The organism is Novosphingobium resinovorum (assembly GCF_001742225.1).
Classification (GTDB): domain Bacteria; phylum Pseudomonadota; class Alphaproteobacteria; order Sphingomonadales; family Sphingomonadaceae; genus Novosphingobium; species Novosphingobium resinovorum_A.
In genome coordinates this window covers 1,907,732-1,928,610 of the sequence record NZ_CP017075.1, presented here as the reverse complement: position 1 = coordinate 1,928,610, position 20,879 = coordinate 1,907,732, and the positions used below count along the sequence as shown (strand labels likewise).

19 protein-coding genes are annotated in these 20,879 nt (G+C 66.6%); 8 read left to right on the top strand and 11 right to left on the bottom strand.

Translation table 11 applies throughout. The features are described from left to right. Positions 1-50: 50 nt before the first annotated feature. On the bottom strand, positions 51-377 hold the full coding sequence (locus tag BES08_RS08950) for a glycine zipper 2TM domain-containing protein (RefSeq protein ID WP_008833099.1): 327 nt from the start codon (positions 375-377) through the stop codon (positions 51-53). 232 nt (positions 378-609) lie between these two features. Further along, the gene (locus BES08_RS08945) at positions 610-1,032 is read right to left on the bottom strand and encodes a glycine zipper 2TM domain-containing protein (RefSeq protein WP_069708141.1); all 423 of its coding nucleotides are present in this window, start codon (positions 1,030-1,032) and stop codon (positions 610-612) included. 164 nt (positions 1,033-1,196) lie between these two features. Between BES08_RS08945 and BES08_RS08940 the strand changes: the two genes are divergently transcribed. Next, on the top strand, positions 1,197-2,039 hold the full coding sequence (locus tag BES08_RS08940) for a PhzF family protein (RefSeq protein WP_069708140.1): 843 nt from the start codon (positions 1,197-1,199) through the stop codon (positions 2,037-2,039). Positions 2,040-2,168: 129 nt separating this feature from the next. On the opposite strand, the gene BES08_RS08935 is transcribed toward BES08_RS08940, so the two are convergent. The 3 genes from BES08_RS08935 to BES08_RS08925 all read right to left on the bottom strand — a co-directional run bounded on the left by BES08_RS08935 (position 2,169) and on the right by BES08_RS08925 (position 4,645). Continuing rightward, positions 2,169-3,332 carry an FAS1-like dehydratase domain-containing protein gene (locus tag BES08_RS08935; protein WP_008833096.1) on the bottom strand — a complete coding sequence of 388 codons (1,164 nt, stop codon included), beginning with the start codon at positions 3,330-3,332 and terminating at the stop codon, positions 2,169-2,171. Between the two features lie 8 nt (positions 3,333-3,340). Next, a complete protein-coding gene (locus BES08_RS08930; RefSeq protein ID WP_069708139.1) occupies positions 3,341-3,856 on the bottom strand; it encodes a nitroreductase/quinone reductase family protein in 516 nt (171 codons plus the stop codon). Positions 3,857-4,027: 171 nt separating this feature from the next. Next, positions 4,028-4,645 carry a TetR/AcrR family transcriptional regulator gene (locus BES08_RS08925; protein WP_008833094.1) on the bottom strand — a complete coding sequence of 206 codons (618 nt, stop codon included), beginning with the start codon at positions 4,643-4,645 and terminating at the stop codon, positions 4,028-4,030. Between the two features lie 65 nt (positions 4,646-4,710). On the opposite strand from BES08_RS08925, the gene BES08_RS08920 reads away from it, so the two are divergent. The 4 genes from BES08_RS08920 (at position 4,711) to BES08_RS08905 (ending at position 9,620) form a co-directional block, all read left to right on the top strand. Next, positions 4,711-6,165 (top strand): efflux transporter outer membrane subunit, encoded by a 1,455-nt coding sequence (locus BES08_RS08920; protein ID WP_069708138.1) that lies wholly within the window; start codon positions 4,711-4,713, stop codon positions 6,163-6,165. Next, positions 6,158-7,297, top strand: coding sequence for an HlyD family secretion protein (locus BES08_RS08915; protein WP_069708137.1), 1,140 nt, complete (start codon positions 6,158-6,160; stop codon positions 7,295-7,297). The genes BES08_RS08920 and BES08_RS08915 overlap by 8 nt, the downstream gene beginning before the upstream one ends. Continuing rightward, complete coding sequence (locus tag BES08_RS08910) at positions 7,297-8,847, top strand: DHA2 family efflux MFS transporter permease subunit (RefSeq protein WP_008833090.1); 1,551 nt, start codon at positions 7,297-7,299, stop codon at positions 8,845-8,847. Before BES08_RS08915 ends, BES08_RS08910 begins: the two co-directional genes overlap by 1 nt. Before the next feature lie 167 nt (positions 8,848-9,014). Next, positions 9,015-9,620, top strand: coding sequence for a DUF938 domain-containing protein (locus tag BES08_RS08905; RefSeq protein WP_069708136.1), 606 nt, complete (start codon positions 9,015-9,017; stop codon positions 9,618-9,620). Here the strand turns inward: BES08_RS08905 and BES08_RS08900 are convergent. Then, a complete protein-coding gene (locus BES08_RS08900; RefSeq protein WP_069708135.1) occupies positions 9,607-10,932 on the bottom strand; it encodes an MATE family efflux transporter in 1,326 nt (441 codons plus the stop codon). The genes BES08_RS08905 and BES08_RS08900 overlap by 14 nt on opposite strands. A 537-nt stretch (positions 10,933-11,469) precedes the next feature. Here BES08_RS08900 and BES08_RS08895 point away from each other — a divergent pair. Next, positions 11,470-12,354, top strand: coding sequence for an alpha/beta fold hydrolase (locus tag BES08_RS08895; protein WP_231957932.1), 885 nt, complete (start codon positions 11,470-11,472; stop codon positions 12,352-12,354). A gap of 4 nt (positions 12,355-12,358) precedes the next feature. Here the strand turns inward: BES08_RS08895 and BES08_RS08890 are convergent, their stop codons facing one another. Both BES08_RS08890 and BES08_RS08885 read right to left on the bottom strand, forming a co-directional pair. After that, positions 12,359-13,618 (bottom strand): cytochrome P450, encoded by a 1,260-nt coding sequence (locus tag BES08_RS08890; RefSeq protein ID WP_069708133.1) that lies wholly within the window; start codon positions 13,616-13,618, stop codon positions 12,359-12,361. Positions 13,619-13,632: 14 nt separating this feature from the next. Continuing rightward, entirely contained in the window at positions 13,633-13,959 is a 327-nt protein-coding gene (locus tag BES08_RS08885) for a 2Fe-2S iron-sulfur cluster-binding protein (RefSeq protein ID WP_069708132.1), read from the bottom strand. Between the two features lie 124 nt (positions 13,960-14,083). Here BES08_RS08885 and BES08_RS08880 point away from each other — a divergent pair, with 124 nt between their 5' ends. Continuing rightward, entirely contained in the window at positions 14,084-14,728 is a 645-nt protein-coding gene (locus tag BES08_RS08880) for a TetR/AcrR family transcriptional regulator (protein ID WP_197524350.1), read from the top strand. Between the two features lie 124 nt (positions 14,729-14,852). Here BES08_RS08880 and BES08_RS08875 read toward each other — a convergent pair whose 3' ends face one another. The 3 genes from BES08_RS08875 to BES08_RS08870 all read right to left on the bottom strand — a co-directional run bounded on the left by BES08_RS08875 (position 14,853) and on the right by BES08_RS08870 (position 19,163). Continuing rightward, positions 14,853-16,934, bottom strand: coding sequence for a putative bifunctional diguanylate cyclase/phosphodiesterase (locus BES08_RS08875; protein ID WP_069708131.1), 2,082 nt, complete (start codon positions 16,932-16,934; stop codon positions 14,853-14,855). A gap of 384 nt (positions 16,935-17,318) precedes the next feature. After that, a complete protein-coding gene (locus BES08_RS33595; RefSeq protein ID WP_008833082.1) occupies positions 17,319-17,489 on the bottom strand; it encodes a hypothetical protein in 171 nt (56 codons plus the stop codon). A gap of 87 nt (positions 17,490-17,576) precedes the next feature. Then, positions 17,577-19,163 (bottom strand): isocitrate lyase, encoded by a 1,587-nt coding sequence (locus tag BES08_RS08870; protein ID WP_069708130.1) that lies wholly within the window; start codon positions 19,161-19,163, stop codon positions 17,577-17,579. A gap of 295 nt (positions 19,164-19,458) precedes the next feature. Between BES08_RS08870 and BES08_RS08865 the strand changes: the two genes are divergently transcribed. Then, on the top strand, positions 19,459-20,856 hold the full coding sequence (locus tag BES08_RS08865; RefSeq protein WP_069708129.1) for a helix-turn-helix domain-containing protein: 1,398 nt from the start codon (positions 19,459-19,461) through the stop codon (positions 20,854-20,856). The last annotated feature ends 23 nt before the right edge of the window (positions 20,857-20,879 follow it).

Here is a 20,879-nt window from a genome sequence, read left to right as displayed (position 1 = left end):
CGCGCCGCCTTTCGGACGACGCGCCTTTCGCAAGGGACCGGGGATAAGGATCAGCGGCAGCGCGGACGGTCGCCGCCACGGTCGATCTCGCGACCCAGGACGGCGCCGCCGGCAGCGCCGAGCAAGGTGCCGACAGTGCGGTCACCGCGGGTGTCGATCGCACGACCGGCAAGGGCGCCGGCAACGCCGCCGATCAGCAGGCCGGTGGTGCCGTTCGACTTCTTGCAGTAGTAGCGGCCGTTGTTGCCGCGCCAGTACTTGACGCCGCGGTCGTTGTGGTAACGACGGTGATCGCGCGCTTCTGCCGGAGCGGTGAAAGCGACGGTCGCCGGAATGGTGAGCGCCATCATAGTGGCGGCGAGAATGGTCTTACGCATGATATGTGCCCTCATCGTAGCGTGGGAATGATCTGGTAACGCGGCTTTTCGTTCATTGATCCACAACGTCAGATGAACGAACGGCCGCTGCTGGAAATCCGTGACGAACTGCGCTGGTACAGCGATGAAGCGAGGGAAATGTTTCTTTCGGAAACAAAAATACCACCTCAACGCGAAAGCGCGCGGCCTTTTTGGACCGCGCGCTTCTCGTCTCAGGGCCTGAAATCTCAGTTCAGCGGCACTGGATGTCGCCCTTGTCGATCTCGCGCCCCAGCGCTCCGCCGAGGACGCCGCCCAGGATCGTGCCGATGGTCTTGTCACCACGGCCGGCGATCTGGTTCCCCGCCAGCGCGCCAACGCCGGCGCCGATGATCAGGCCGGTCGTGCCGTTGTCGCGCTTGCAATAGTAGCGTCCGTCATTGCCGCGCCAGACACGGTCGTTGCGGGTAAGGCGGCGCGGTTCACGATACCGGCCGCGCGAATCGTACATGTCACGGCGGTCGTAGCGATCGTGACGGTCATTGCGGTAGTACCGGTCATGGTCACGGCGACCGTGCGCGGGCGCCCAGGGCGGCGGGTCGCCAAGCACCGGCGCGACGGGCAGGGCAGTGATGGTGGCGGCGAACGCAGCCATCGCCAGCAGGGACTTCTTCATGGTTCAAACTCCTGCGAAAATTCCTGTTCGAGAACCCGATCGGTCTGGACCCGCACTTCGCAACGCGCGATGAACCGCCGGGCAGGTCGGGAGCGCAAGGGACAAGATGGACCCGGACTGCGACGAAACGTTCAAAAGTGCAATTAGCTCCGGAAAGGTATGCCATGTTTCTCGATCTCGTCGACGTCTTCGGCTCCGGCCCGCTCAGTGGCAATCCGCTGGCGGTCGTGCATGGGGGTGAGGGGATGAGCGACGCGCAGATGCTGCGGCTGACGCAGTGGCTGGGCTATTCGGAGACGACCTTTCTCCTGCCGCCGACCGACCCGGGGGCCGATTACCGGGTGCGTATATTCTACCCGGCGGGCGAACTGCCCTTCGCCGGGCACCCGACGCTGGGTAGTGCCCATGCGTGGCTCGCCGCCGGAGGAAAGGCGAAGGAGGACGGATGCGTGGTGCAGGAATGTGGCATAGGTCTCGTGGAGGTGCGCCGGGATGGCGAGCGGCTGGCGTTCCGCGCGCCGCCGCTGATCCGGTCGGGGCCGCTCGATGCCGAGGACCGCGCGGAAACGCTTCGCCTCACCGGGACAGACGAGGCGCAAGTCGTCGCCGCGGTCCATGCCGCCAACGGGCCGGGCTGGAAGCTGCTGCACCTTGCTTCGGCGGAGGCGGTGCTGGCGGCTGAGCCCGTCTCGCGTGCGCCGAAGGGGACCGACGTGGCGCTGCTGGGCCCGTGCGCTCCGGGTGGTGCGGCGCAGTTCGAGTTGCGGGCGTTCTTTGCCGATCCGGCAGGCAAGATGGTCGAGGACCCGGTGACCGGCAGTCTCAACGCGGCGGTGGCGCAGTACCTTTTCGCGAGCGGTCAGGCCGAGGGCAACTATGTCGCCGCGCAGGGCCGCAAGGTCGGGGCGGACGGGCTGGTCTATTGCTCCCAGGATGAGAGCGGCGACGTCTGGATCGCCGGGCGCGTGGAGACCGTAGCGACGGGCGGGGCGTTGTTCCCGGCGTAACAGGTTTGTGCTGCGTATGGCACTCTCCCCACCCCGCTCATGCTGAGCTTGTCGAAGGCCCCGAGGCGAAGCGCCAGGCCCGATGCTTCGACAAGCTCAGCATGAGCGGTGTGGGGGGAGTGTGGTCATTCAGCCCGTCTTCTTCGGCAGGGCGACCTCCGCGCTGCCCGTGCACATTGTCGTGCCCTTCTGGTTCTTCATCAGGTGCTTGACGTGGATGAGATGGCGGCCGTCTGCGTCCACCGACTTCTCGGTGACCTCGGCGGTCTGGATCGTCACGTCGCCGGTCAGCGCAGGGCCGCGGTAGTTGGCGACTGAGTGCACCACCATGCCGTGCTGCCCCGCCCAGCCCGAAAGGTAGTCGGTCACCCACGAGCCCATCGAGGCGCCGTAGCCGTAGCCGCGCGGCATGCCGATGCGCCGGGCATACTTGGCGAACAGGTGCCCGCGCGAGGGGCCGTAATAGGCGCCGTCGGTGAGGAACGGGTTCACCTTGAGCATGTCGGGGTCGTTCTCGTACCCGGCCATCTCGCGCGTGAAGCCGAGGCCTTCGAGGTCCTGCTTGCGCAAGTCGAGCGTGCCCCAGGTGTTGACGATATAGGCGCGCCACTCGGTCGCGAAGCTGGCGATGGAGTGGGGGCCGAAGACGCGCTCCGGCAACTGGTCGCCGACCGCGACGTCGTCCCACCAGCGTTCCTTGTTGCCGAGGTCATGGAGCATGCGGACCCAGGCGAAGCGGCGCTCCTCCATCTCCTCCAGCGCTTCGTCGGTCCATTCGGGCTCCTCGAAGTCGTCGGTCTTGACGTTGTCGCCGCCCGCCGCCGCGCGGTAGCGGATCGAGGTGGAGCGCTGGCGGGCGATCTCCTCGCCCTTCTGGTTGGAGTAGTTGTTGTCGCCGCGCTGGAAGCAGGTGGGGCCGAAGCCGGTCTGCTTGACCGTGTAGTCGAACGGTATGCGGGTGTTGGTGATCACGTCGCCCGGCTCGATGCGCGGGCCGTAGAACCACCACTCGTCGCCGCCGAACAGGAGGTGCGAGTTTGCGATCTTGCCGACGCAGGCGGGCGCGGCGCCGTGGCCGTCGTCCGTCGCGATGGCGAAGCTCTGCGGCGCGACGAGGCGGCCCCATACGCTCGCCTCGGCATGACCGGGATCGAAGTGGGCGAGGTTGGGGTAATGCATCGCATGGACCCAGCGGCGGATGTCGTTGGGTGCGATGGCCTCACGCAAGGGCGAGAAGTCCATCGTCTTGCCGAGATGGTTGTCGATGTCGGAACAGTCGAAGTCGTCGCTCATGTTTTCTCTCAGAATTGCCTGATGCCGGTGGCGTCTTCGGCCTTGAACACGGGGACCGGTTCGATGGCCTTGAGCATGACCAGCGGGATCACGCGGTCGGTCGATTGCTGGTAGGTCGCGTAAAAGGGGTGGCAGTCGGTCACGAAGGCCCAGACCTTGTCGCGCTCGACCCCTTCGGGTTCGCGCCAGGTGGCGCGGAAGGCTTGCGTGGCGATCTGGAAGTCGACCGTCTCGGCCTCGCGGATGTTGAGATACCAGGCAGGGTGATGGTCGGCGCCGCCCTTGGAGGCGCAGATCACGACCTCGCCGCCGATGTCGGCATAGCAAAGCGGCGTGATGAAGACCTTGCCGCTCTTGCGGCCGACGTACTTGACGAGGCAGTGGGTGGCGAAGGAGCGGCCGCCGACGGGCGTGATGTCCATGATGTGCCCCTGCGCGCCGCCCGAGGACAAGTACATGTCGCGGTGCTCGACCACCCAGTCCTTGCGCGTGTCGCGGATCGCGGCCGACGTGTCGTCGCTCATGGGCTTCTCCTCTCCTCCCGAGCTGAGAGGATGGGGGAGGGGAGAGCCTTGCGTCCAACCCCGAATGGGGGCGCCGGGCAGTAATCGCCGGGGCGGTTGGAGTCTGTTTGGAAAATGCCAGCGGGCATTTTCACCGGTGCCGTAAAATCCGCGTGCGGCGGATTTTCAAACTTACGCCGCGTCCTTCTCCGGCGGCCAGACGCTGTGCGAGAGCAGGTTGTCGACGAAGGCCTCGTGCTGGGCCTGCCCGACGGGGTCGGGGCGCAGCAGCACGTCGGTGCGATAGCCCGTAACCGCAGACATCGTGAGCTGTGTCAACTGCTGCGCTTCATCGACATCGAAGCGCGTGGCGAAGAAGTCTGCGATGGCGCAGCGCAGCTTGACCGGGCCGCGCGTGTAGAAGGTCTCCTTGATCTCGGGAAACCGCTCACCCTCGCTCACCACCAGGCGGTAGAGCATGACCGAATTGTCGCGCAGCAGGCAGTCGATGAAGCGCAGGCACGCGCGGCGCAGCGCCGGGACCGAGAAGGTCTGCCCGGTCAGCACGTCTTCCACGTCGCGCGCGAACGCCTCGACGTGAAGGTCGACGACGGCGGTGAACAGCTCTTCCTTCGAGGCGAAGTGCGCCCACAAGGTCGCCTTCGATCCGCCCACGGTATCGGCGATCGCGGACATCGTCGTCTCGGCGTAACCTTGTTCGAGGAACATGCCCGAGGCGACCTGCACGATCTCCGCGCGTTTGCGGGCCTTGTTCGCCTCGCGCTTTGAAATTCCGGTCTTTTCCATCATGGTGTACTCTCTAGTACAGTTTTTTATTGACAGAAACAAGCCGGCAAACGATTTGGACCGTACCGATGAGTACAAAATTCTCCCCCCGAGTCGCGACGGCCGCGCTGCTGATCGCCTCCAGTTCGCTCGCCGGGTGCGGTGCGCCCGACCTTGGGCCACGTCCCGAGCTGCGCCCGCCGTCGACCCTCGACAGCGCCGCCTCGATCCAGGGCACCGCTGCCGAATGGCCGCAGGAGCGCTGGTGGACCGCTTACGGCGATCCCCAGCTCGACGGTCTGGTGGATGAGGCGATCAAGGGTTCGCCCGACGTCGCCACCGCGCTGGCCCGCATCCGCCAGGCGCAGGGCGCGCTAGAATCCTCGCGTGCCGCGCTGCTGCCCAGCATCGGCGGGCAGGGCTCGGCCTCGGTCGAGAAGCAGAGCTACAACAACGGCACTCCGGTCGCCGCGCTGCCCAAGGGCTGGAAGGACTATGGCATGCTTGCCCTGTCCGCCAACCTCAACCTAGACATCTGGGGCAAGAACCGCGCACTGCTTGCGGCCGCGACTTCGGCTGCCGAGGCCGCCGTCGCCGACGAGCGGCAGGCCGAACTGGTGCTCGCCTCGGAAGTCGTGTCGTCCTACTTCGACCTCGGCCGCCTGCTCGAACGCCAGAAGGTGCTCGACGAGACGCTGGCCGCGCGCGAAGGTTCGGCCAAGCTGGTCGGCCAGCGCGTGACGCAGGGCCTCGACAACCAGAGCCCGCTGCGCCAGTCCAACGCCGAAGCCGCCCGCGCGCGCATCGACGTCGCCGCCAACCGCGAGCAGATCGAGAAGCGCCGCCACGCGCTCGCCGCGCTGCTCGGCGCCGGTCCCGATCGCACCCTGACGCTCACCCCCCCGTCCATCGCGACCATCGCCGCGACGCCGGTGCCGGCCGATGCGGGCATCGCGCTCGCCGGTCGTCGCCCCGACATCGTCATGTCGCGCAAGCTGGTGCAAGCGGCCGACAAGGGCGTCGAGTATGCGAAGAAGTCGTTCCTTCCCGACATCTCGCTGAGCGGCCTCATCGGCCTCAGCTCGCTGGGCATCTCGCACTTGTTCGACGGCGGTTCGGACTATGGCAGCGCGGGTGCGGCGGTGAGCCTGCCGATCTTCCAGGGCGGCGCGCTTTCGGGTCGCTATCGCCTGGCACGCGGCGGCTACGACACGATGGTCGCCAGCTACAACAAGTCGGTGATCGGTGCGCTGCAGGAAGTCGCCGACGCGCTTTCCACCCGCACTTCGGCCGGTGAGCAGGAGCGCCACGCGCTCGAAGCCCGGACCGAGGCGAACGCCGCCTATGGCCTCGCGCTCCAGCGCTACAAGGGCGGTCTGAGCACGTATATCGACGTGCTCAGCGCCGAAACCACCGCGCTCGACACCCGCCTCGGCGCGGTCGACGCCCATTTCGCCACGCTCGCCAGCGAAGTCGCGCTCAAGCGCGCCCTGGGCGGCGGTTATGCAGACGCTTCAGCCAAGAAGGCCACCCCCGATGAGTGACGAAACCCCCAACGACGCCGGTTCGAGCACCGTCGTGGACAAGAGCAAGCGCAAGAACCTTCTGCTCGGCCTTGGCGGCGCAGTCGTCGTGATCGGCGGGCTTTGGTTCCTCTACGCGGAGTTCATCGGCAGCCGCACGGTCTCGACCGACAATGCCTATGTCGCCGGTGAGAACGCGCAGGTCACCCCGCTGACTTCGGGCCGCGTGGTCGAGGTGCTCGTCACCGACACCCAGCCGGTGCGCAAGGGCCAGCTGCTGTTCCGCATCGAGGACTCCGACCAGAAGATCGCGGTCCAGCAGGCCGAAGCCAACCTTGCGATGATGCAGCGCCGCTACGGCCAGTCGATCGCCAACAACGCGGCGCTGGGCGCCGCCGCCGGGGCGAGCGACGCGCAGATCAACACCGCGCGCGCCGGGCTCGCCTCCGCGCAGGCGACGCTGACCAAGACCCAGGAAGACTACAAGCGCCGTGCGGCCCTTTCGGGCACCGGCGCGGTGTCCAATGAGGAACTGACGACCGCGCGCCAGGCGCTGGACTCGGCAAAGGCATCCTACCAGCAGGCCCAGGCGGCCGTCGCGCAGGCGCAGGAAAACGCCCGCAGCGCCCGCCGCCAGGAAGAGGCCGCCGTCGCGCTCACCAAGGGCACGACCCTGCAGACCGCGCCGGAGATCCTGCAGGCGCAGGCCCAGCTGGAGCAGGCGAAGCTCGACCTCGAACGCACCATCGTGCGCGCGCCGATCGACGGCGTCGTGTCCCGGCGCAGCATCCAGGTCGGCCAGCGCATCCAGAGCGGGCAGGCGGCGATGACCGTCGTGCCGGTGGGTGAACTCTACGTCGACGCGAACTTCAAGGAAGACCAGCTCGGCAAGGTCCGCTCGGGCCAGAAGGCTACGCTGACTTCCGACTTCTACGGCGGCAAGGTCGAATACCACGGCAAGGTCGTCGGCTTCTCGGGCGGCACCGGCGCGGCGTTCTCGCTGATCCCGGCGCAGAACGCGACCGGCAACTGGATCAAGGTGGTGCAGCGCCTGCCGGTGCGCATCCAGCTCGATCCCAAGGAGCTGAAGGAGCATCCGCTGCGCATCGGCCTGTCGATGGAAGCCGAGATCGACCTGACGGACAACGACTGATGGCCGGCGGCGCTCCGGCTGCAGCGGCGCAGGAAGGCGGACCACCGCTGACCGGCGCCAAGCTGATCCTGGCGGGCTTCGTGCTCGCCATGGCCAACTTCATCGTCGTGCTCGACACCACGATCGCCAACGTTTCGGTGCCGCACATCGCGGGCGGCCTTGCCGTCTCGGTGTCGAGCGGCACCTGGGTCATCACGTCCTACGCGGTCGCCGAGGCGATCTGCGTGCCGTTGACGGGCTGGCTCGCCAACCGCTTCGGCGCCTTGCGGGTGTTCATGTTCTCGCTGGTCGGCTTCGGGATATTCTCGACGCTGTGCGGGCTTTCGGGGACGCTTTCGGCACTGGTCATCTTCCGTCTCGGGCAGGGCTTCTGCGGCGGGCCGCTGATGCCGCTGACGCAGACGCTGATGCTGAAGATCTTCCCCAAGGAGATGCAGCCCAAGGCGATGGCGATGTGGGCGATGACGGTCGTGACCGCGCCGATCGCCGGTCCGATCCTGGGCGGATACATCTCCGACAACTGGTCGTGGGAGTGGATCTTCTTCATCAACGTGCCGATCGTGGCGCTGATCTTCTTCGGCGTGGCGGTGCTGCTGCGTGGACAGGAAACGCCGACCCAGAAGCTGCCGATCGACAAGATCGGGCTGGCGCTGATGGTGATCTTCATCGGCGCGTTCCAGATGATGCTCGACCTCGGGCGGGACGAGGACTGGTTCTCGTCCACCAAGATCGTCGCGCTGGCGTGCATCGCGGGCGTGTTCTTCATCGCCTTCCTGATATGGGAGCTGACCGAGGAACACCCGATCGTGAACCTCAGCGTGTTCCGCTATCGAGGGTTCTCTGCGTCCACGGCCTCGCTGACGATTGCTTTCGGTACGTACTTCGCCTCGATCGTGGTCATCCCGCAGTGGCTTCAGACCTCGATGGGTTATACCGCCACGGAGGCGGGGCGGGCGATGGCCTTCTCGGGCGTATTGGCGGTGGTCGCATCGCCCTTCGTGCCAGCGCTGATGAAGCGGTTCGACCCGCGCCTGCTGGTGTTTATCGGCGTCTCGTGGATCGGTGTCTGCGCGCTGATGCGCATGACATGGTCTACCGACATCACGTTCTGGACGATTGCCATCCCGCAGCTGCTGCAGGGTGTCGGCGTCTCGCTGATGATCGTGCCGCTCACCACCATCAGCCTCAGTTCGGTGCAGCCGCACGAGACCGCCTCGGCCGCCGGTATCGCCAACTTCGGGCGAACCCTGGCAGGCGCGGTGGCGACGGCGATCATCACCACCGTGTGGAGCGACATGTCGCGCTCGCGCAGTGCCGACCTGTCGGGCGTGCTCAACGGGGCGGACGCGACCTCGCAGGCGCTCCAGCAGCAGGGCTTCAGTGCCGAGCAGGCGCGCGTGGCGATCGCGCAGATGGTCGAGAATCAGGGCACCGCGGTGGCCACGGGTGAGCTGTTCGTGATCAGCGCCATCGCCCTGTTCCTTGCCGCGATGACCATCTGGCTGGCTCCGCGCCCGCCCAAGAACGTGAAGCCCGCCGCAGGGCACTGAGTTACCAGACAGCCGGTGTCGCCGCCCCCGAAACAGGCGGCACCGGCGCGTCGGCCGGACCGAAAGCACAGACAGCCCCCCAGTCCCCCCGCTTTCCGTCCGGCCGACGCACCCTTCGGGCGCAGGTCGCTCTTGCCGAACCGGGGCGGCGATCCCATTGCAAGGCAATGGAAAACGACGCCCGCCGAGAGGCTCCCGCCACTGCCCGCAACCGTGACCCGATCCTGTCGGTCCTGCGCGACGTGCTGCCGGTATCCGGCCATGTGCTGGAGATCGCCAGCGGCACCGGCGAGCATGCCATCCACTTCGCCGCCGCCTTGCCCGACCTCGTCTGGCAGCCGACCGATCCCGACGACAACGCCCGCGCCTCGATCGCGGCGTGGGGGGAGCAGGCGGAGCTCGCAAACTTGCGCGCGCCGCTGGAACTGGACGCGGCCTCGCATGAATGGCCGATCACGGAGGCACAGGCGGTCGTCTGCATCAACATGATCCACATCAGCCCCTGGACCGCGACCGAGGGCCTCATGGCCGGCGCCGCGCGGGTGCTGGAATCGGGCTACCCGCTGGTGCTGTACGGCCCCTATCGGCGAGAGGGGCTGACGCTCGAGCCCAGCAATGCGGCCTTCGACGAGGACCTCAAACGGCGCAATCCGGAATGGGGCCTGCGCAGCGTGGAAACCGTGCGCGCCTGCGCTCTGGACAATGGCCTGGCGTTCGACAGTGTCGTCGAGATGCCCGCCAACAACCTGATGCTGGTCTTCAGGAAGCGCTGAAACTGCGCCGGATCAGGCGCGGCAGGACCAGCGCCTGGCCCACCGCGCGGCCGCCGAACAACACTGCGAAAGCCGCCCAGAGCCCATGATTGCCGAGCGGCTGGAGCGTCCATAGCAGGACGAGGTAGGCCGCCATCGCCGCCGCCATCGTTCCCAGCATCGCCCGGGTCCAACCGGCGCCGACGAACACCCCGTCGAACACGAAGGACGACACGCCTAGCACCGGCAATAGTGCCAGCCAAGGCGCATACTGCGCGGTCGCGGCAACTACGGCAGGGTCGGTGCTGAACGCCGCCGCGAGCCGGGCGCCCGCCAGCGCGTAAAGCGCCGCGACGGCAAGCCCGGTCACGCCGCCCCATACCAGAGCGGAGCGCACGGCGGCGGTGAAACGCGCTCGCGACTGTGCGCCGAGCGCCTCGCCGCAGAGCACTTGCGCGCCGCTCTCGAACCCGTCGAGTAGGAGTGTCGCTAGCATGAAGATCTGGAACAGCACGCCGTTGGCAGCCAGCGTGACTGGCCCGGCGCGCGCACCGACGCGGGCGAACAGCAGGATCGAGCCGGTCAGCAGCAGGGTGCGCACGAACAGGTCGCGGTTGAGCGCGAAGAGCCGCGCGAGTTCGCTCCGTGCCCACGTCCCCTTGCGGCCGAGGGCCGCCAGCGCATCGCGCGCCGCGCCCTCGCGCACGACGATCGCGGCCAGCAGGAGGAATTTGAGGGCTTCGGAACTCACCGTCGCCGTCGCTACCCCGGCCACGCCCCAGCGCACGACGAGCACCAGCAGCAGGTCGAGGGCGATGTGGACGAGGTTCGCGATGATCTCGACCACCAGGACATGGCGAACCTTGCGTTGTCCGATCAGCCAGCCCACCAGCACGCAGTTCGCCAGCCACACCGGCCCCGCCCAGTAGCGCACCGCGACGTAGCTGCGGGCCGCCTCGCGCACCGGCCCCTCGGCGCCCAGCACGTCGAGGCCCAGCGGGATCGCGAGCGGCATGGCCGTGAGCAGCACCGCGCCGATGCCGAGCGCCACCGCCATCGCGCGTGCCAGCGTCTCGCCCGCGTCGCCGTCACCGCGTCCGCTACTTTGCGCGGTCAGCGCGACGGTGCTGGTGCGCAGGAAATTGAAGACGTTGAGCAGGCCCAGCATGAACTTGGCCCCCAGTTCGACCGCGCCTTGCGCGGGGGCGTCGCCGAGCCGTCCTATCGCCCACATGTCGGCAAGGCCGAACAGAGCGGTGGCCACGTTGGTCAGCATTGCGGGCAGGGCGATGGCCCAGAGCTGGCGGGCGGGAGAGGGCGGGGAGACGGTCACGGAACCAGGATCTAGCCAAGCGCACCCGCAGGGGCAAACGAACCGAAGAATCGCCGCTGCGATCAGGACATATTGTCCCACCTTCGCGAATCACTCGAGGAGCAGGATCGGCGGTTTTCCTAAGGACACGGCATGTTGCAGTGCGATACCCGGCTGAAGGTACAAGGAAAGCGCACGCAATGAGGGCTTGCCAAACCCGCGTAAATCAGGGAGATTGTTGAAAGTTGGTGGATCAGGCAGCTTCTGCTGCATATGCGAAGAAATCGGCGCGCCGGAGTGATTTCTCATCCCCGGCGCGCTCTCTCCCAACACCGGTAAGGTTACATGAACCTTTCACCGACCACATTGCACAAGAATCCGGCTTTGGCAAAGCGGGAAATGCATTTCATGCTGCGCAGCATGCAATTTTTCCTTCGCCCATTTCCCGCGCGTTTCTGCGGTGTTGCATGTCCTGCGCTGTCATCCCGGCGATGATTGCGGGGTGCCTGTTGCGCATCGTCTCCTGCGATGATCCGATGGGGATCGAAGGAGAGAGGCATGACCCGAATGGGCACCGACACCGGCAAATTCGAGCAGAGTACCGGCCCGGCCATCTATCTTGATTCGCTCGAGTCGCAGGCGAGGCGGGTCCAAACTCCGTGCGGCGACGGGACGATGGCATGGCGAATCTGGGGCGAAGGGGCGCCGATTGTCCTTGCACATGGCGCGCAAGGGTCCTGGACGCACTGGGTCCGCAACATAGAGCGACTGTCTCGCCACCGGCGGCTGATCGTGCCCGACCTGCCGGGCCACGGGGATTCGGCCATGCCCGCGAGCAACGACCATGCAGGCATCTCGGCCGCGCTTGCCCGGGGATTGTCTGCGATCCTCGGCGCGGAAAAGATGCCTGCCGATTTGTGCGGCTTCTCGTTCGGCGGCGTCGCGCTGGCGCATCTGGCGGCGCTGCATCCGGGCACGGCGCGCAGGCTGGTGATCGTCGGCTGCGGCGGGCTGGGAACGCCGATGGGTCACCCGCGCCTCGGCCGGATCAGCGGTCTGGTTGGGGAGGAGCGCCGCGCCGCTCTCAAGGCCAATCTGCTCGGGCTGATGCTCCATCACCCCGAGAGCGCCGACGACCTTGCGATTCACATGCTGCTGCCGACTGCCAAGGCTGCGCGGCTTCATGCACCGCCGCTGGTGCTTCCCGACAGACTGGTCAAAGTGCTTCCGGAGGTCCGCGTCGCTGTAGACGCGATCTGGGGCGCGTTCGACCTGCCGCATCCCGACCCGGCCACGCAGGAGGCGGCGCTGCGTACCGTCCAGCCCGACGCCGAGTTCCGCGTCGTCGAGGACGCCGGGCACTGGGCGATGTACGAGCGCCCCCAAGCGTTCGAGGCGGCCTTGCTGGATATTCTCGCAAGGCCGCCTCGCAAGGTGGGCTGACGGGCTACCAGACCAGCGGCAGGTGCTCCGGCCCGATGACGCCGCCGGGGCGGTACTCGATCCGCGTGCCCGGCTTCACCGAGAATGCCGGGATGCGCTTCAGCCATTCCTGCAGCGCGATCTTCACTTCCAGCCGGGCGAGGTGTGCGCCCATGCAACTGTGGACGCCTACGGTGAAGGCCAGGATCGTCTTGCGCGGGCGGTCGAAGTCCACCTCCTTGGGGTTCGGGAACACTTCGGGGTCGAAGTTGCAGGCGGGCAGGACAAAGGTGACGCGGTCCCCCTTCTTCATCTGCACGCCGCGCATCTCGTAGTCCTTGTCGAGGACCCGACCCGAGAACGTCACCGACCAGCGGCGCAGCAGTTCTTCGACGATCTTGTCGATGTCCTGCGGGCGGCTGTGGATTTCCGCGAGCTTGTCCGGATTCTCGGCAAGGTAGAGCCAGATATTGTTCAGCGTCGCGAACACGGTGTCGAGCCCGGCGATGAACAGGAAGCAGGCGAAGCCGAAGATCTCCTTGTCCGAGAGCGGCACGCCGTCCGGCGCGGAGTGGGCGATGCGGCTGACGACGCCGTCGTCGGGATTCGCCTTCTTGTCCTCGATCGCCTGGCGCAGATAGGCGGTGATCTTGCCCATCGTCTCGCCCATCACCGCGCGGTCGTTCGAATGGAGGAGTTTCATCGCCCAGTCCACGAACTCGTCGCGCATGTCCTGTGGCAGGCCCATGATGTCGAGGAACACCGTGACCGGCAGCGGGCGGCCGTAGTCCTCGGTGAACTCGCAAGTCCCTCCGGCGGCGACTTTCGCCTCGATCTCGTCGATCAACCCGTTGGCGCGCTGGCGGATCTGTTCCTCCAGCTTGAGCACGCCCTGCGGGCTGAACACCGGATCGACGATGTTGCGGTACTTGCGGTGATGCGGCGGGTCGATCTCGATCGGGATGAAGTAGAAATAGTCGTCCGGATCGCGCGGGAAGGGCGTGGCGCCCTCGTTCGAGAAGATGTCCGGGTGGCGCAGGCCGAACAGCGCGTCCTCATGCTTGATGAGGTGCCACATGTTCCCCATCGGGCTGACGTCGTAGTAGATGGGCGGCTGCTTTTCATGCAGCGCGGCCATGAAGTCGTGCGGGTTCGCAAGGAAGTCCGGCCCGACGGTGAGGCCCGACTGGCGGATCAGTTCGGGCGGAACGTGGGCGGGCACCTGGTCCATCCCGACATTGCGCGGGAAGCTGGGGGGCACGGGATTGGCGGCGTCGATAGGCATGTCGTCCTCTCCCTTCAGAACTGCGTTTCGGGCAGATGGATGATCAGCCCGTCCAGCGCGGAGGTGATCTCGATCTGGCATGAGAGGCGGCTGGCCGGTCGCAGTTCGGTGGCTACCGCTTCGAGCAGTTCGGCCTCGGTGTCGGACGAGGGACCGCCCACCGTATCGACCCAGTCCTCGTCCACGTAGCAATGGCAGGTCGCGCACGAGAGGCCGCCGCCGCATTCGCCGACGATGCCCTCGATGCCGTTGTACAGCGCCCCGCGCATGACATTCTCGCCAAGCGGTATGTCAACGCGCGTCTGGTGTCCGTCGTGATCGACGTAAGTGATCTGCGGCATGGTTTCCTCTCTCGTTGTCCTGTGAGAACATTGTTCTCATTCTTGTACGCGCTTGAGGGCGGCCAAGTCAATCGCATCGACGCAGGACTGGACCGGGGCCCCACGCGGGCGTAGCGCTTCAAGGATGACGACCGCCTATCCGCCGCTGTTCACCGCGCCCGAAGCACCCGAGGGCGACCGCGCGTTGCTGCTCATCCGTGCCGCCTACGACCTGCTCGACGAATCGGGGCTGGAGGGCCTGACGATCCGCGCGGTGCTGGCGCGGGCAGGGTTGGCGCGGCGGGCGTTCTATGAACGGTTCCAGGGCAAGGACGACCTCGTGCTGGCGGTGTTCGACAGCTCGCTGCGGACGGCGGCACTGCAGTTCCGAGACATTACTGCGCGCTGCGAGGGGCCGGTGGAGGCGCTGCGGGCGATCGTGACGGGAATCGTGGTCGGCCAGCTCGGGCAGGACCGGTTGGGCGCGAACCGGCGCGGGGCGGCGCTCAGCCGCGAGCACTTGCGGCTCGCCCAGACGCGGCAGGGGGAATTGAACTCGGCGCTGGAGCCGCTGCTCGACCTGATCGCCGGGCATGTCGCGGACGGCATCGCCGTCGGGGCCTTCCGGCGGGCCGATCCGCAACTGCAGGCACGGCTGGTCTACAACCTCGTATCGACCACCGTGCATACGGTGCTGCTGGCGGAGGAGGAGGGTATTCCCGACCGCACCGGGCGCGAGGAACTGGCTGGCGAATTGTGGCAGTTCTGCCGCCGGGCCTTGGCGGCGTGAGGTTCACCCAACCTTCGTCATTGCGAGCGTAGCGAAGCAATCCAGGGCGGCGTTCAACTGCCCTGGATTGCTTCGCTACGCTCGCAATGACGAAATGTGGGAGACGAAGGGCGGCGGGATTACCTTAATTGGTCATCGCCGGCATCGCCTTGCCGAACAGATAGCCCTGTCCCTGCGTGCAGCCTTCGTCGCGCAGGTATTCGCGCTCCATGTCGCTCTCGATCCCCTCGGCGGTGACGATCAGGCCGAGACTGCGGCCGAGCCCGATCACGGCGCGGATGACAGCGCGTGAATTGGCTTCATGGTGCAGGTTCAGGATGAACGACTTGTCGATCTTGATCTTGGTGAAGGGGTAGTTGAGCAGGTAGCTCAGCGAAGAGTAGCCGGTTCCGAAATCGTCGAGCGAGATGCCGATGCCGAAGGCGCGCAAGTTGCGGATGATCGCTGAAGGACGCGGGCCTTTCTCCATCAGCACCGCCTCGGTGATCTCCAGTTCCAGACGCTCGGCGGCGAGGCCGGAGGTGGAGAGAGCGTTGATCACCGTGCTCAGCAGGTTGCCGTTGCGGAACTGCAGCGGCGAGACGTTGACCGCGACCTTGACGTGGTCTGGCCATTGCATCGCTGCGCTGCAGGCGCTGCCGAGCACGAAGCGGCCGATCTGGTCGATCAGGCCGATCTCCTCGGCGAGCGGCACGAAGACGTCGGGCGGCACCGCGCCGCGCTCGGGATGGTTCCAGCGCAGCAGCGCTTCGTAGCATTCGACCTGCCCGCTCTGGAGATCGACGATCGGCTGGTAGTGCACTGCCAGCCCGCCCTCGCGCACGGCGGCGCGCAAGTCGATCTCGAGGCGGTTCTTCTCCTGCGCGGCGGCGTCCATCCCGGCTTCGAAGCTGCGGCAGGTTCCGCGCCGCTCGCCCTTGGCAGCGTAGAGCGCAAGGTCGGCGTAGCGCAGCAGCGTCTCGGGATCGCGGGTATCGTAAGGCGCGGAGGCGAAGCCGATCGTTGCGCCGATGTGGATCATGTGGCCCTGCACGAAGAAGGGCTCGGACAGGGTGGTGATGATCGACTTGGCCACCAGTTCCGCCTGCGTCAGACTCGAGCGGCGGAAGATCAGCGCGAATTCGTCGCCGCCGATGCGGCACAGCAGGGCCTCGGGCGGGATCAGCTCGCGCATGCGCCGCGCCGCTTCGGTCAGGACGATGTCGCCGAAGTGGTGGCCGTAGGTGTCGTTGACCGGCTTGAAATGATCGAGGTCGATCATCGCCAGCGTTGCCGTTTCCTGCGGGCCGGCGTTCGTCAGCAAGTCGTTGAGCTGGGCGCGGCAATGGGCGCGGTTGGCGAGGCCGGTCAGTTCGTCGTGGCGTGCCATGTGCGCCATGCGCTGCTCGATGCGGCGTCGTTCGGTGACGTCGAAGATCGAGACGATGGTGCCGGAAAAGCCCTCGAGGTCGGAGACGCGCGTGGCGATCACGGTCTCGATCGCGGTGCCGTCGCGCCGCAGCATCTTCCAGCTGTCGCCGGTATCGGCGCGGTCGGTGACGAGCAATTCCGCAGCGTGGGCGCGCGAAGTCTCGGGGAACAGATCACCGGCCGGGAGGTCCGCCATTTCGCGCGGGGTGTAGCCGAACAGGGCGCAGGCGGCCTCGTTGGCGGTGCGGATGCAGCCGCTTTCGGGGTCGTAGACGAACATCGCCAGCGGATTGCGTTCGAACAGCAGGCGGAAGGCGTCTTCCTTCTGCTTGAGGTCGGTGATGTCCACGCGCACGCCGATCGAGCCGCCGCTTTCGAGGCGGCGTTCCTCGATCATGATGCAGCGGCCGTTCGACAGCCACTGCTCGTGGCGGTGCGAAGGCTGGCGCAGCAGTGCGAGGCGGCTGGCGAGCCATTCCTCCTCGCGCCCGGCCGCTTCGGGGTAGTCGCCCCGCGCGATGCCGATGCGCAGCGCGTCGCCCAGCTTGGCGCCGGGCACCAGCAGGTCGGCCGACTTCTCGTAGATCTGGGCGTACTGCTCGTTCCAGAGGATGTAGCGATCCTCCTCGTCAAGGAAGACGATGCCTTGCGGAATTGCCTCGATCACCTCGCGCAGCCGCGTCTCGGCGAGCGAGGCCGCCTGAAGCGCGGTGTCGAGCGAAGGCAGGTCTCCGCGCTCCGCGATGGCGAGCGCGAGTTCCTCGCCGGTTACGTCCTGTTTAAGCCCCAAATACAACGCAGATCCCCATCTGGTTTGGAGCAGGCTATGAGGCAGGTGGTTAATTTTCTGCCCTATGGCGACAAAGGTATGACGAAGCGGGGCGCGCAATTTCAAGGGTCTGGAGCATGAACTTTTGGTAACCGCGGGGCGCCGATCGCCCGGAATTCGGGCAGTCGGCTAACGCTGGAAGCGAACCTTCGCACTTCGTTGCATCCTTGATTCCGGTGACGTCGCAAGGCGCAGGTTAGGCCGATATGATTGACGCAAGCTGACCGGGCGCCTTCGCAGTTGCGCGAAGACGGCCGTTCATGTCCCCCCTCTTCGCTCCAATGCAAATGGCCCGCCGCACACGGGTGCGACGGGCCAAGCTTTCCTCCCCAGGAAAACTCTTGAGCTGCCTCAGCGGCGGATCGCGCTGCCGAGACGGTGATAGAGGTTGGAGTACTTGGACGAGATCGGATCGTCCTCGTGTGCCTTGAGATAGAAGACGACGGCTTCCTGAAGAAGCTTGAAGTCCTCGTTCGAGAGCACCGCGCGAGCGCGGGTCGGTTCTGCGGTCATGGTGGTCATGCTATGTCCTTTCCTTGCTTGCTTATCGGGTTGCTTCCCCAAGTTGCCGGGGGACCGTCCCCCGGCTTCCTCCAAGTGTGGTGCGGCTCAGGCCGCGAACTGGTTCATCGTGTTGTGCGCGCCGCCGGCCTTCAGGGCGGCTTCACCCGCGAAGTATTCCTTGTGGTCGTCGCCGAGGTCGGAGCCGGCCATGTTTTGGTGCTTCACGCAGGCGATACCCTGGCGGATCTCCTCGCGCTGCACGCCCTTCACGTAGCCGAGCATCCCGGCATCACCGAAGTATTCCTTCGCCAGATTGTCGGTCGACAGCGCGGCGGTGTGGTACGTCGGCAGGGTGATGAGGTGGTGGAAGATGCCCGCCTCGCGCGCCGCGTCCTTCTGGAAGGTGCGGATGCGCTCGTCGGCCTCTGCCGCCAGCTCGGTGGCGTCGTAGTCGATGCTCATCAGGCGCGCCCGGTCGAAGGCCGAGACGTCCTTGCCCGCCGCCTGCCAGGCATCGAAGACCTGCTGGCGGAAGTTGAGCGTCCAATTGAAGCTGGGCGAGTTGTTGTAGACCAGCTTGGCGTTTGGGATCACCTCGCGGATGCGGCTGACCATTCCGCCGATCTGGCCGATGTGCGGCTTCTCGGTCTCGATCCACAGCAGGTCCGCGCCGTTCTGCAGGGCGTGGATGCTGTCGAGCACGCAGCGGTCCTCGCCGGTTCCCGAACGGAACTGGTAGAGGTTGCTGGGCAGGCGCTTGGGGCGAAGCAGCTTGCCGTCACGGCTGATCAGGACGTCGCCGTGGCCCACCGTCTCGACTTCCTCGCAATCGAGGAAGGCGTTGTACTGGTCGCCGATGTCGCCCGCTTCACGGGTGAAGGCGATCTGCTTGGTGAGGCCGGCGCCGAGCGAGTCGGTGCGCGCCACGATCAGGCCCTCATCGACGCCCAGTTCCATGAAGGCGTAGCGGACCGCGCGGATCTTCGCGATGAAGTCCTCGTGCGGGACGGTGACCTTGCCGTCCTGGTGGCCGCACTGCTTTTCGTCCGAGACCTGGTTCTCGATCTGGATGCAGCAGGCGCCCGCCTCGATGAACTTCTTGGCGAGGAGGTAAGTCGCCTCCGCGTTGCCGAAGCCCGCGTCGATGTCGGCGACGATCGGCACAACGTGCGTTTCGTAGGCGTCGATGGCGTGCTCGATGCGCTTGGCCTCGACTTCGTCGCCGCCCTCGCGGGCCTTGTCGAGATCGCGGAACAGGCCGCCCAGCTCACGCGCGTCAGCCTGGCGCAGGAAGGTGTACAGTTCCTCGATCAGCGCCGGAACCGACGTCTTCTCGTGCATCGACTGGTCGGGCAGCGGGCCGAACTCGCTGCGCAGCGCCGCGACCATCCAGCCCGAGAGGTACAGGTAGCGCCCCTTGGTGGTGCCGAAGTGCTTCTTGATGGAGATCATCTTCTGCTGGCCGATGAACCCGTGCCAGCAGCCCAGCGACTGCGTGTAGTTGGCGGGGTCGAGATCGTAGGCCGCCATGTCCTCGCGCATGATGCGCGCGGTGTAGCGGGCGATGTCGAGGCCGGTCTGGAAGCGGTTCTGCAGGCGCATGCGGGCGACCGATTCGGCCTCGATCCCGTTCCAGTGGGTCTCGGTGCCGATCGTATTACCGGCTTCGATGATCTTGCTCTGGTAGGTCACGCTTCAGTTCCTCTTCGCGGATGCGATTGCTTTCGATGGAGCCGAGGTAGTCGCGATGACGGCGCGGCGGAATGCCTTGCGAGGTGCTGTTGTCAAACTTTACAGATGTTCCTTGTAAAGTTGTGTGGTAGTTACAAAACGGTTGTAAAGGCCACCCGTCATCCCAGCGAAGGCTGGGACCGCTGGCCTGTTACGACCAACTATCGTCCGGGCGCTCTTCCGAGGGTTGGGCTTTGCGCGGCCAGCGGTCCCAGCCTTCGCTGGGATGACGGGCGCGTGTTGGATAGGGAGTGCAATGGCAGAGAATCGTCCCCTGTACCTCGGCCCGCGCCTGCGCCGTCTGCGCCGTGAACTCGGCCTGACGCAGCTGGCGATGGCCGATGATCTGGAGATCTCGCCCAGCTACGTCGCCCTGCTGGAGCGCAACCAGCGGCCGGTTACCGCTGATATGCTGCTGCGCCTCGCGAAGACGTACCGCCTCGACATCGCCGACATCGCCGGCGACGACGGGGAGGACTACGCGCGCCGCCTGACCGATGTGCTGCGCGACCCGATCTTTGCCGACATCGACCTGCCCAAGCTGGAAGTCGCCGACCTTGCCACCAGCTTTCCCGGCGTCTCCGAAGCGCTGCTCCGGCTACATCAGGCCTACACCCGCGAGGCGCAGGCGCTGGCCGAGCAGCGCGCCGCCGGGCCGATGGCGGACGAGAACGAGCCCGTGCGCGAAGCGCAGCGCTTCCTCGCCGCCAACCGCAACTACTTCCACGCGCTCGACACCCGCGCCGAGGAACTGGCGGGCGAGATCGAAAAAGCGGGCGGGGCGACCGAGTGGCTCGCCGCCAAGGCCGTGCGCGTGCGTTTCCTGCCGCCTGACGTGCTCATGGATTCGCTGCGCCGCTTCGACCGGCACAACCAGCAATTGCTGATCGCCGACACGCTCGACCATGCCAGCCGCGCGTTCCAGGTCGCCACGCACATCGCCCACACCGCGCTGCGATCCGAGATCAAGCAGACGATCCGGGCCGACAGCTTCTCCAGCCGCACCACCGCGACGCTGCTGCTGCGCGCGCTGGCGGGCTATGCGGCGGCGGCAATCGTCATGCCTTATGGCCGCTTCGCCCGCGCGGCGGACCAGCGGCGCTATGACATCGATGCCCTGTGCGCTCTGTTCGGCGCCAGTTTCGAGCAGGTGGCCCACCGTCTCACCACGCTGCAGAGGCCGGGGGAGGAGCGCGTCGGCTTCTTCTTCATCCGCGTGGACGAGGCGGGCAATGTCTCCAAGCGGCTCGACGGCGCGGGCTTCCCCTTCGCCGCGCACGGCGGCGGGTGCCCCTTGTGGAGCGTGCATCAGGTGTTTCGCCGTCCGGGCGAGATCGTGCCGCAATGGCTCGAGCTGCCGGGCGGGGAGCGCTTCTTCTCGATCGCGCGCACGGTGACTGGCGGGGCGGCAGGTTACGGCGGTGCGCGGGTCGTGCGCGCGGTGGCGCTCGCCTGCGCGGCGGAGCAGGCGGGGCGGCTGGTCTATGCGGGCGGTACGGACCCGACGAGCGCGCCGACGACGCCGATCGGCGTCACCTGCCGTCTGTGTCAGCGTGCGGAATGCACCGCCCGCTCCGTCCCGCCGATCGGGCGCGACGTGCTGGCGGACGACTACCGCCGTGCCGCGCAGCCCTATACGTTCGCGGAGAGTTGAAACCTTTTCCCGTCATCCCAGCG

What these genes read in the sequence shown, in the direction of transcription:
- BES08_RS08950 (WP_008833099.1), bottom strand. Translation starts at nt 377, where the DNA reads ATGCGTAAGACCATTCTCGCCGCCACTATGATGGCGCTCACCATTCCG.
- BES08_RS08885 (WP_069708132.1), bottom strand. Translation starts at nt 13,959, where the DNA reads ATGCCGCAGATCACTTACGTCGATCACGACGGACACCAGACGCGCGTT.
- BES08_RS08940 (WP_069708140.1), top strand. Translation starts at nt 1,197, where the DNA reads ATGTTTCTCGATCTCGTCGACGTCTTCGGCTCCGGCCCGCTCAGTGGC.
- BES08_RS08905 (WP_069708136.1), top strand. Translation starts at nt 9,015, where the DNA reads ATGGAAAACGACGCCCGCCGAGAGGCTCCCGCCACTGCCCGCAACCGT.
- BES08_RS08890 (WP_069708133.1), bottom strand. Translation starts at nt 13,618, where the DNA reads ATGCCTATCGACGCCGCCAATCCCGTGCCCCCCAGCTTCCCGCGCAAT.
- BES08_RS08915 (WP_069708137.1), top strand. Translation starts at nt 6,158, where the DNA reads ATGAGTGACGAAACCCCCAACGACGCCGGTTCGAGCACCGTCGTGGAC.
- BES08_RS08930 (WP_069708139.1), bottom strand. Translation starts at nt 3,856, where the DNA reads ATGAGCGACGACACGTCGGCCGCGATCCGCGACACGCGCAAGGACTGG.
- BES08_RS08920 (WP_069708138.1), top strand. Translation starts at nt 4,711, where the DNA reads ATGAGTACAAAATTCTCCCCCCGAGTCGCGACGGCCGCGCTGCTGATC.
- BES08_RS08865 (WP_069708129.1), top strand. Translation starts at nt 19,459, where the DNA reads ATGGCAGAGAATCGTCCCCTGTACCTCGGCCCGCGCCTGCGCCGTCTG.
- BES08_RS08945 (WP_069708141.1), bottom strand. Translation starts at nt 1,032, where the DNA reads ATGAAGAAGTCCCTGCTGGCGATGGCTGCGTTCGCCGCCACCATCACT.
- BES08_RS08910 (WP_008833090.1), top strand. Translation starts at nt 7,297, where the DNA reads ATGGCCGGCGGCGCTCCGGCTGCAGCGGCGCAGGAAGGCGGACCACCG.
- BES08_RS08935 (WP_008833096.1), bottom strand. Translation starts at nt 3,332, where the DNA reads ATGAGCGACGACTTCGACTGTTCCGACATCGACAACCATCTCGGCAAG.
- BES08_RS08895 (WP_231957932.1), top strand. Translation starts at nt 11,470, where the DNA reads ATGACCCGAATGGGCACCGACACCGGCAAATTCGAGCAGAGTACCGGC.
- BES08_RS33595 (WP_008833082.1), bottom strand. Translation starts at nt 17,489, where the DNA reads ATGACCACCATGACCGCAGAACCGACCCGCGCTCGCGCGGTGCTCTCG.
- BES08_RS08925 (WP_008833094.1), bottom strand. Translation starts at nt 4,645, where the DNA reads ATGATGGAAAAGACCGGAATTTCAAAGCGCGAGGCGAACAAGGCCCGC.
- BES08_RS08880 (WP_197524350.1), top strand. Translation starts at nt 14,084, where the DNA reads ATGACGACCGCCTATCCGCCGCTGTTCACCGCGCCCGAAGCACCCGAG.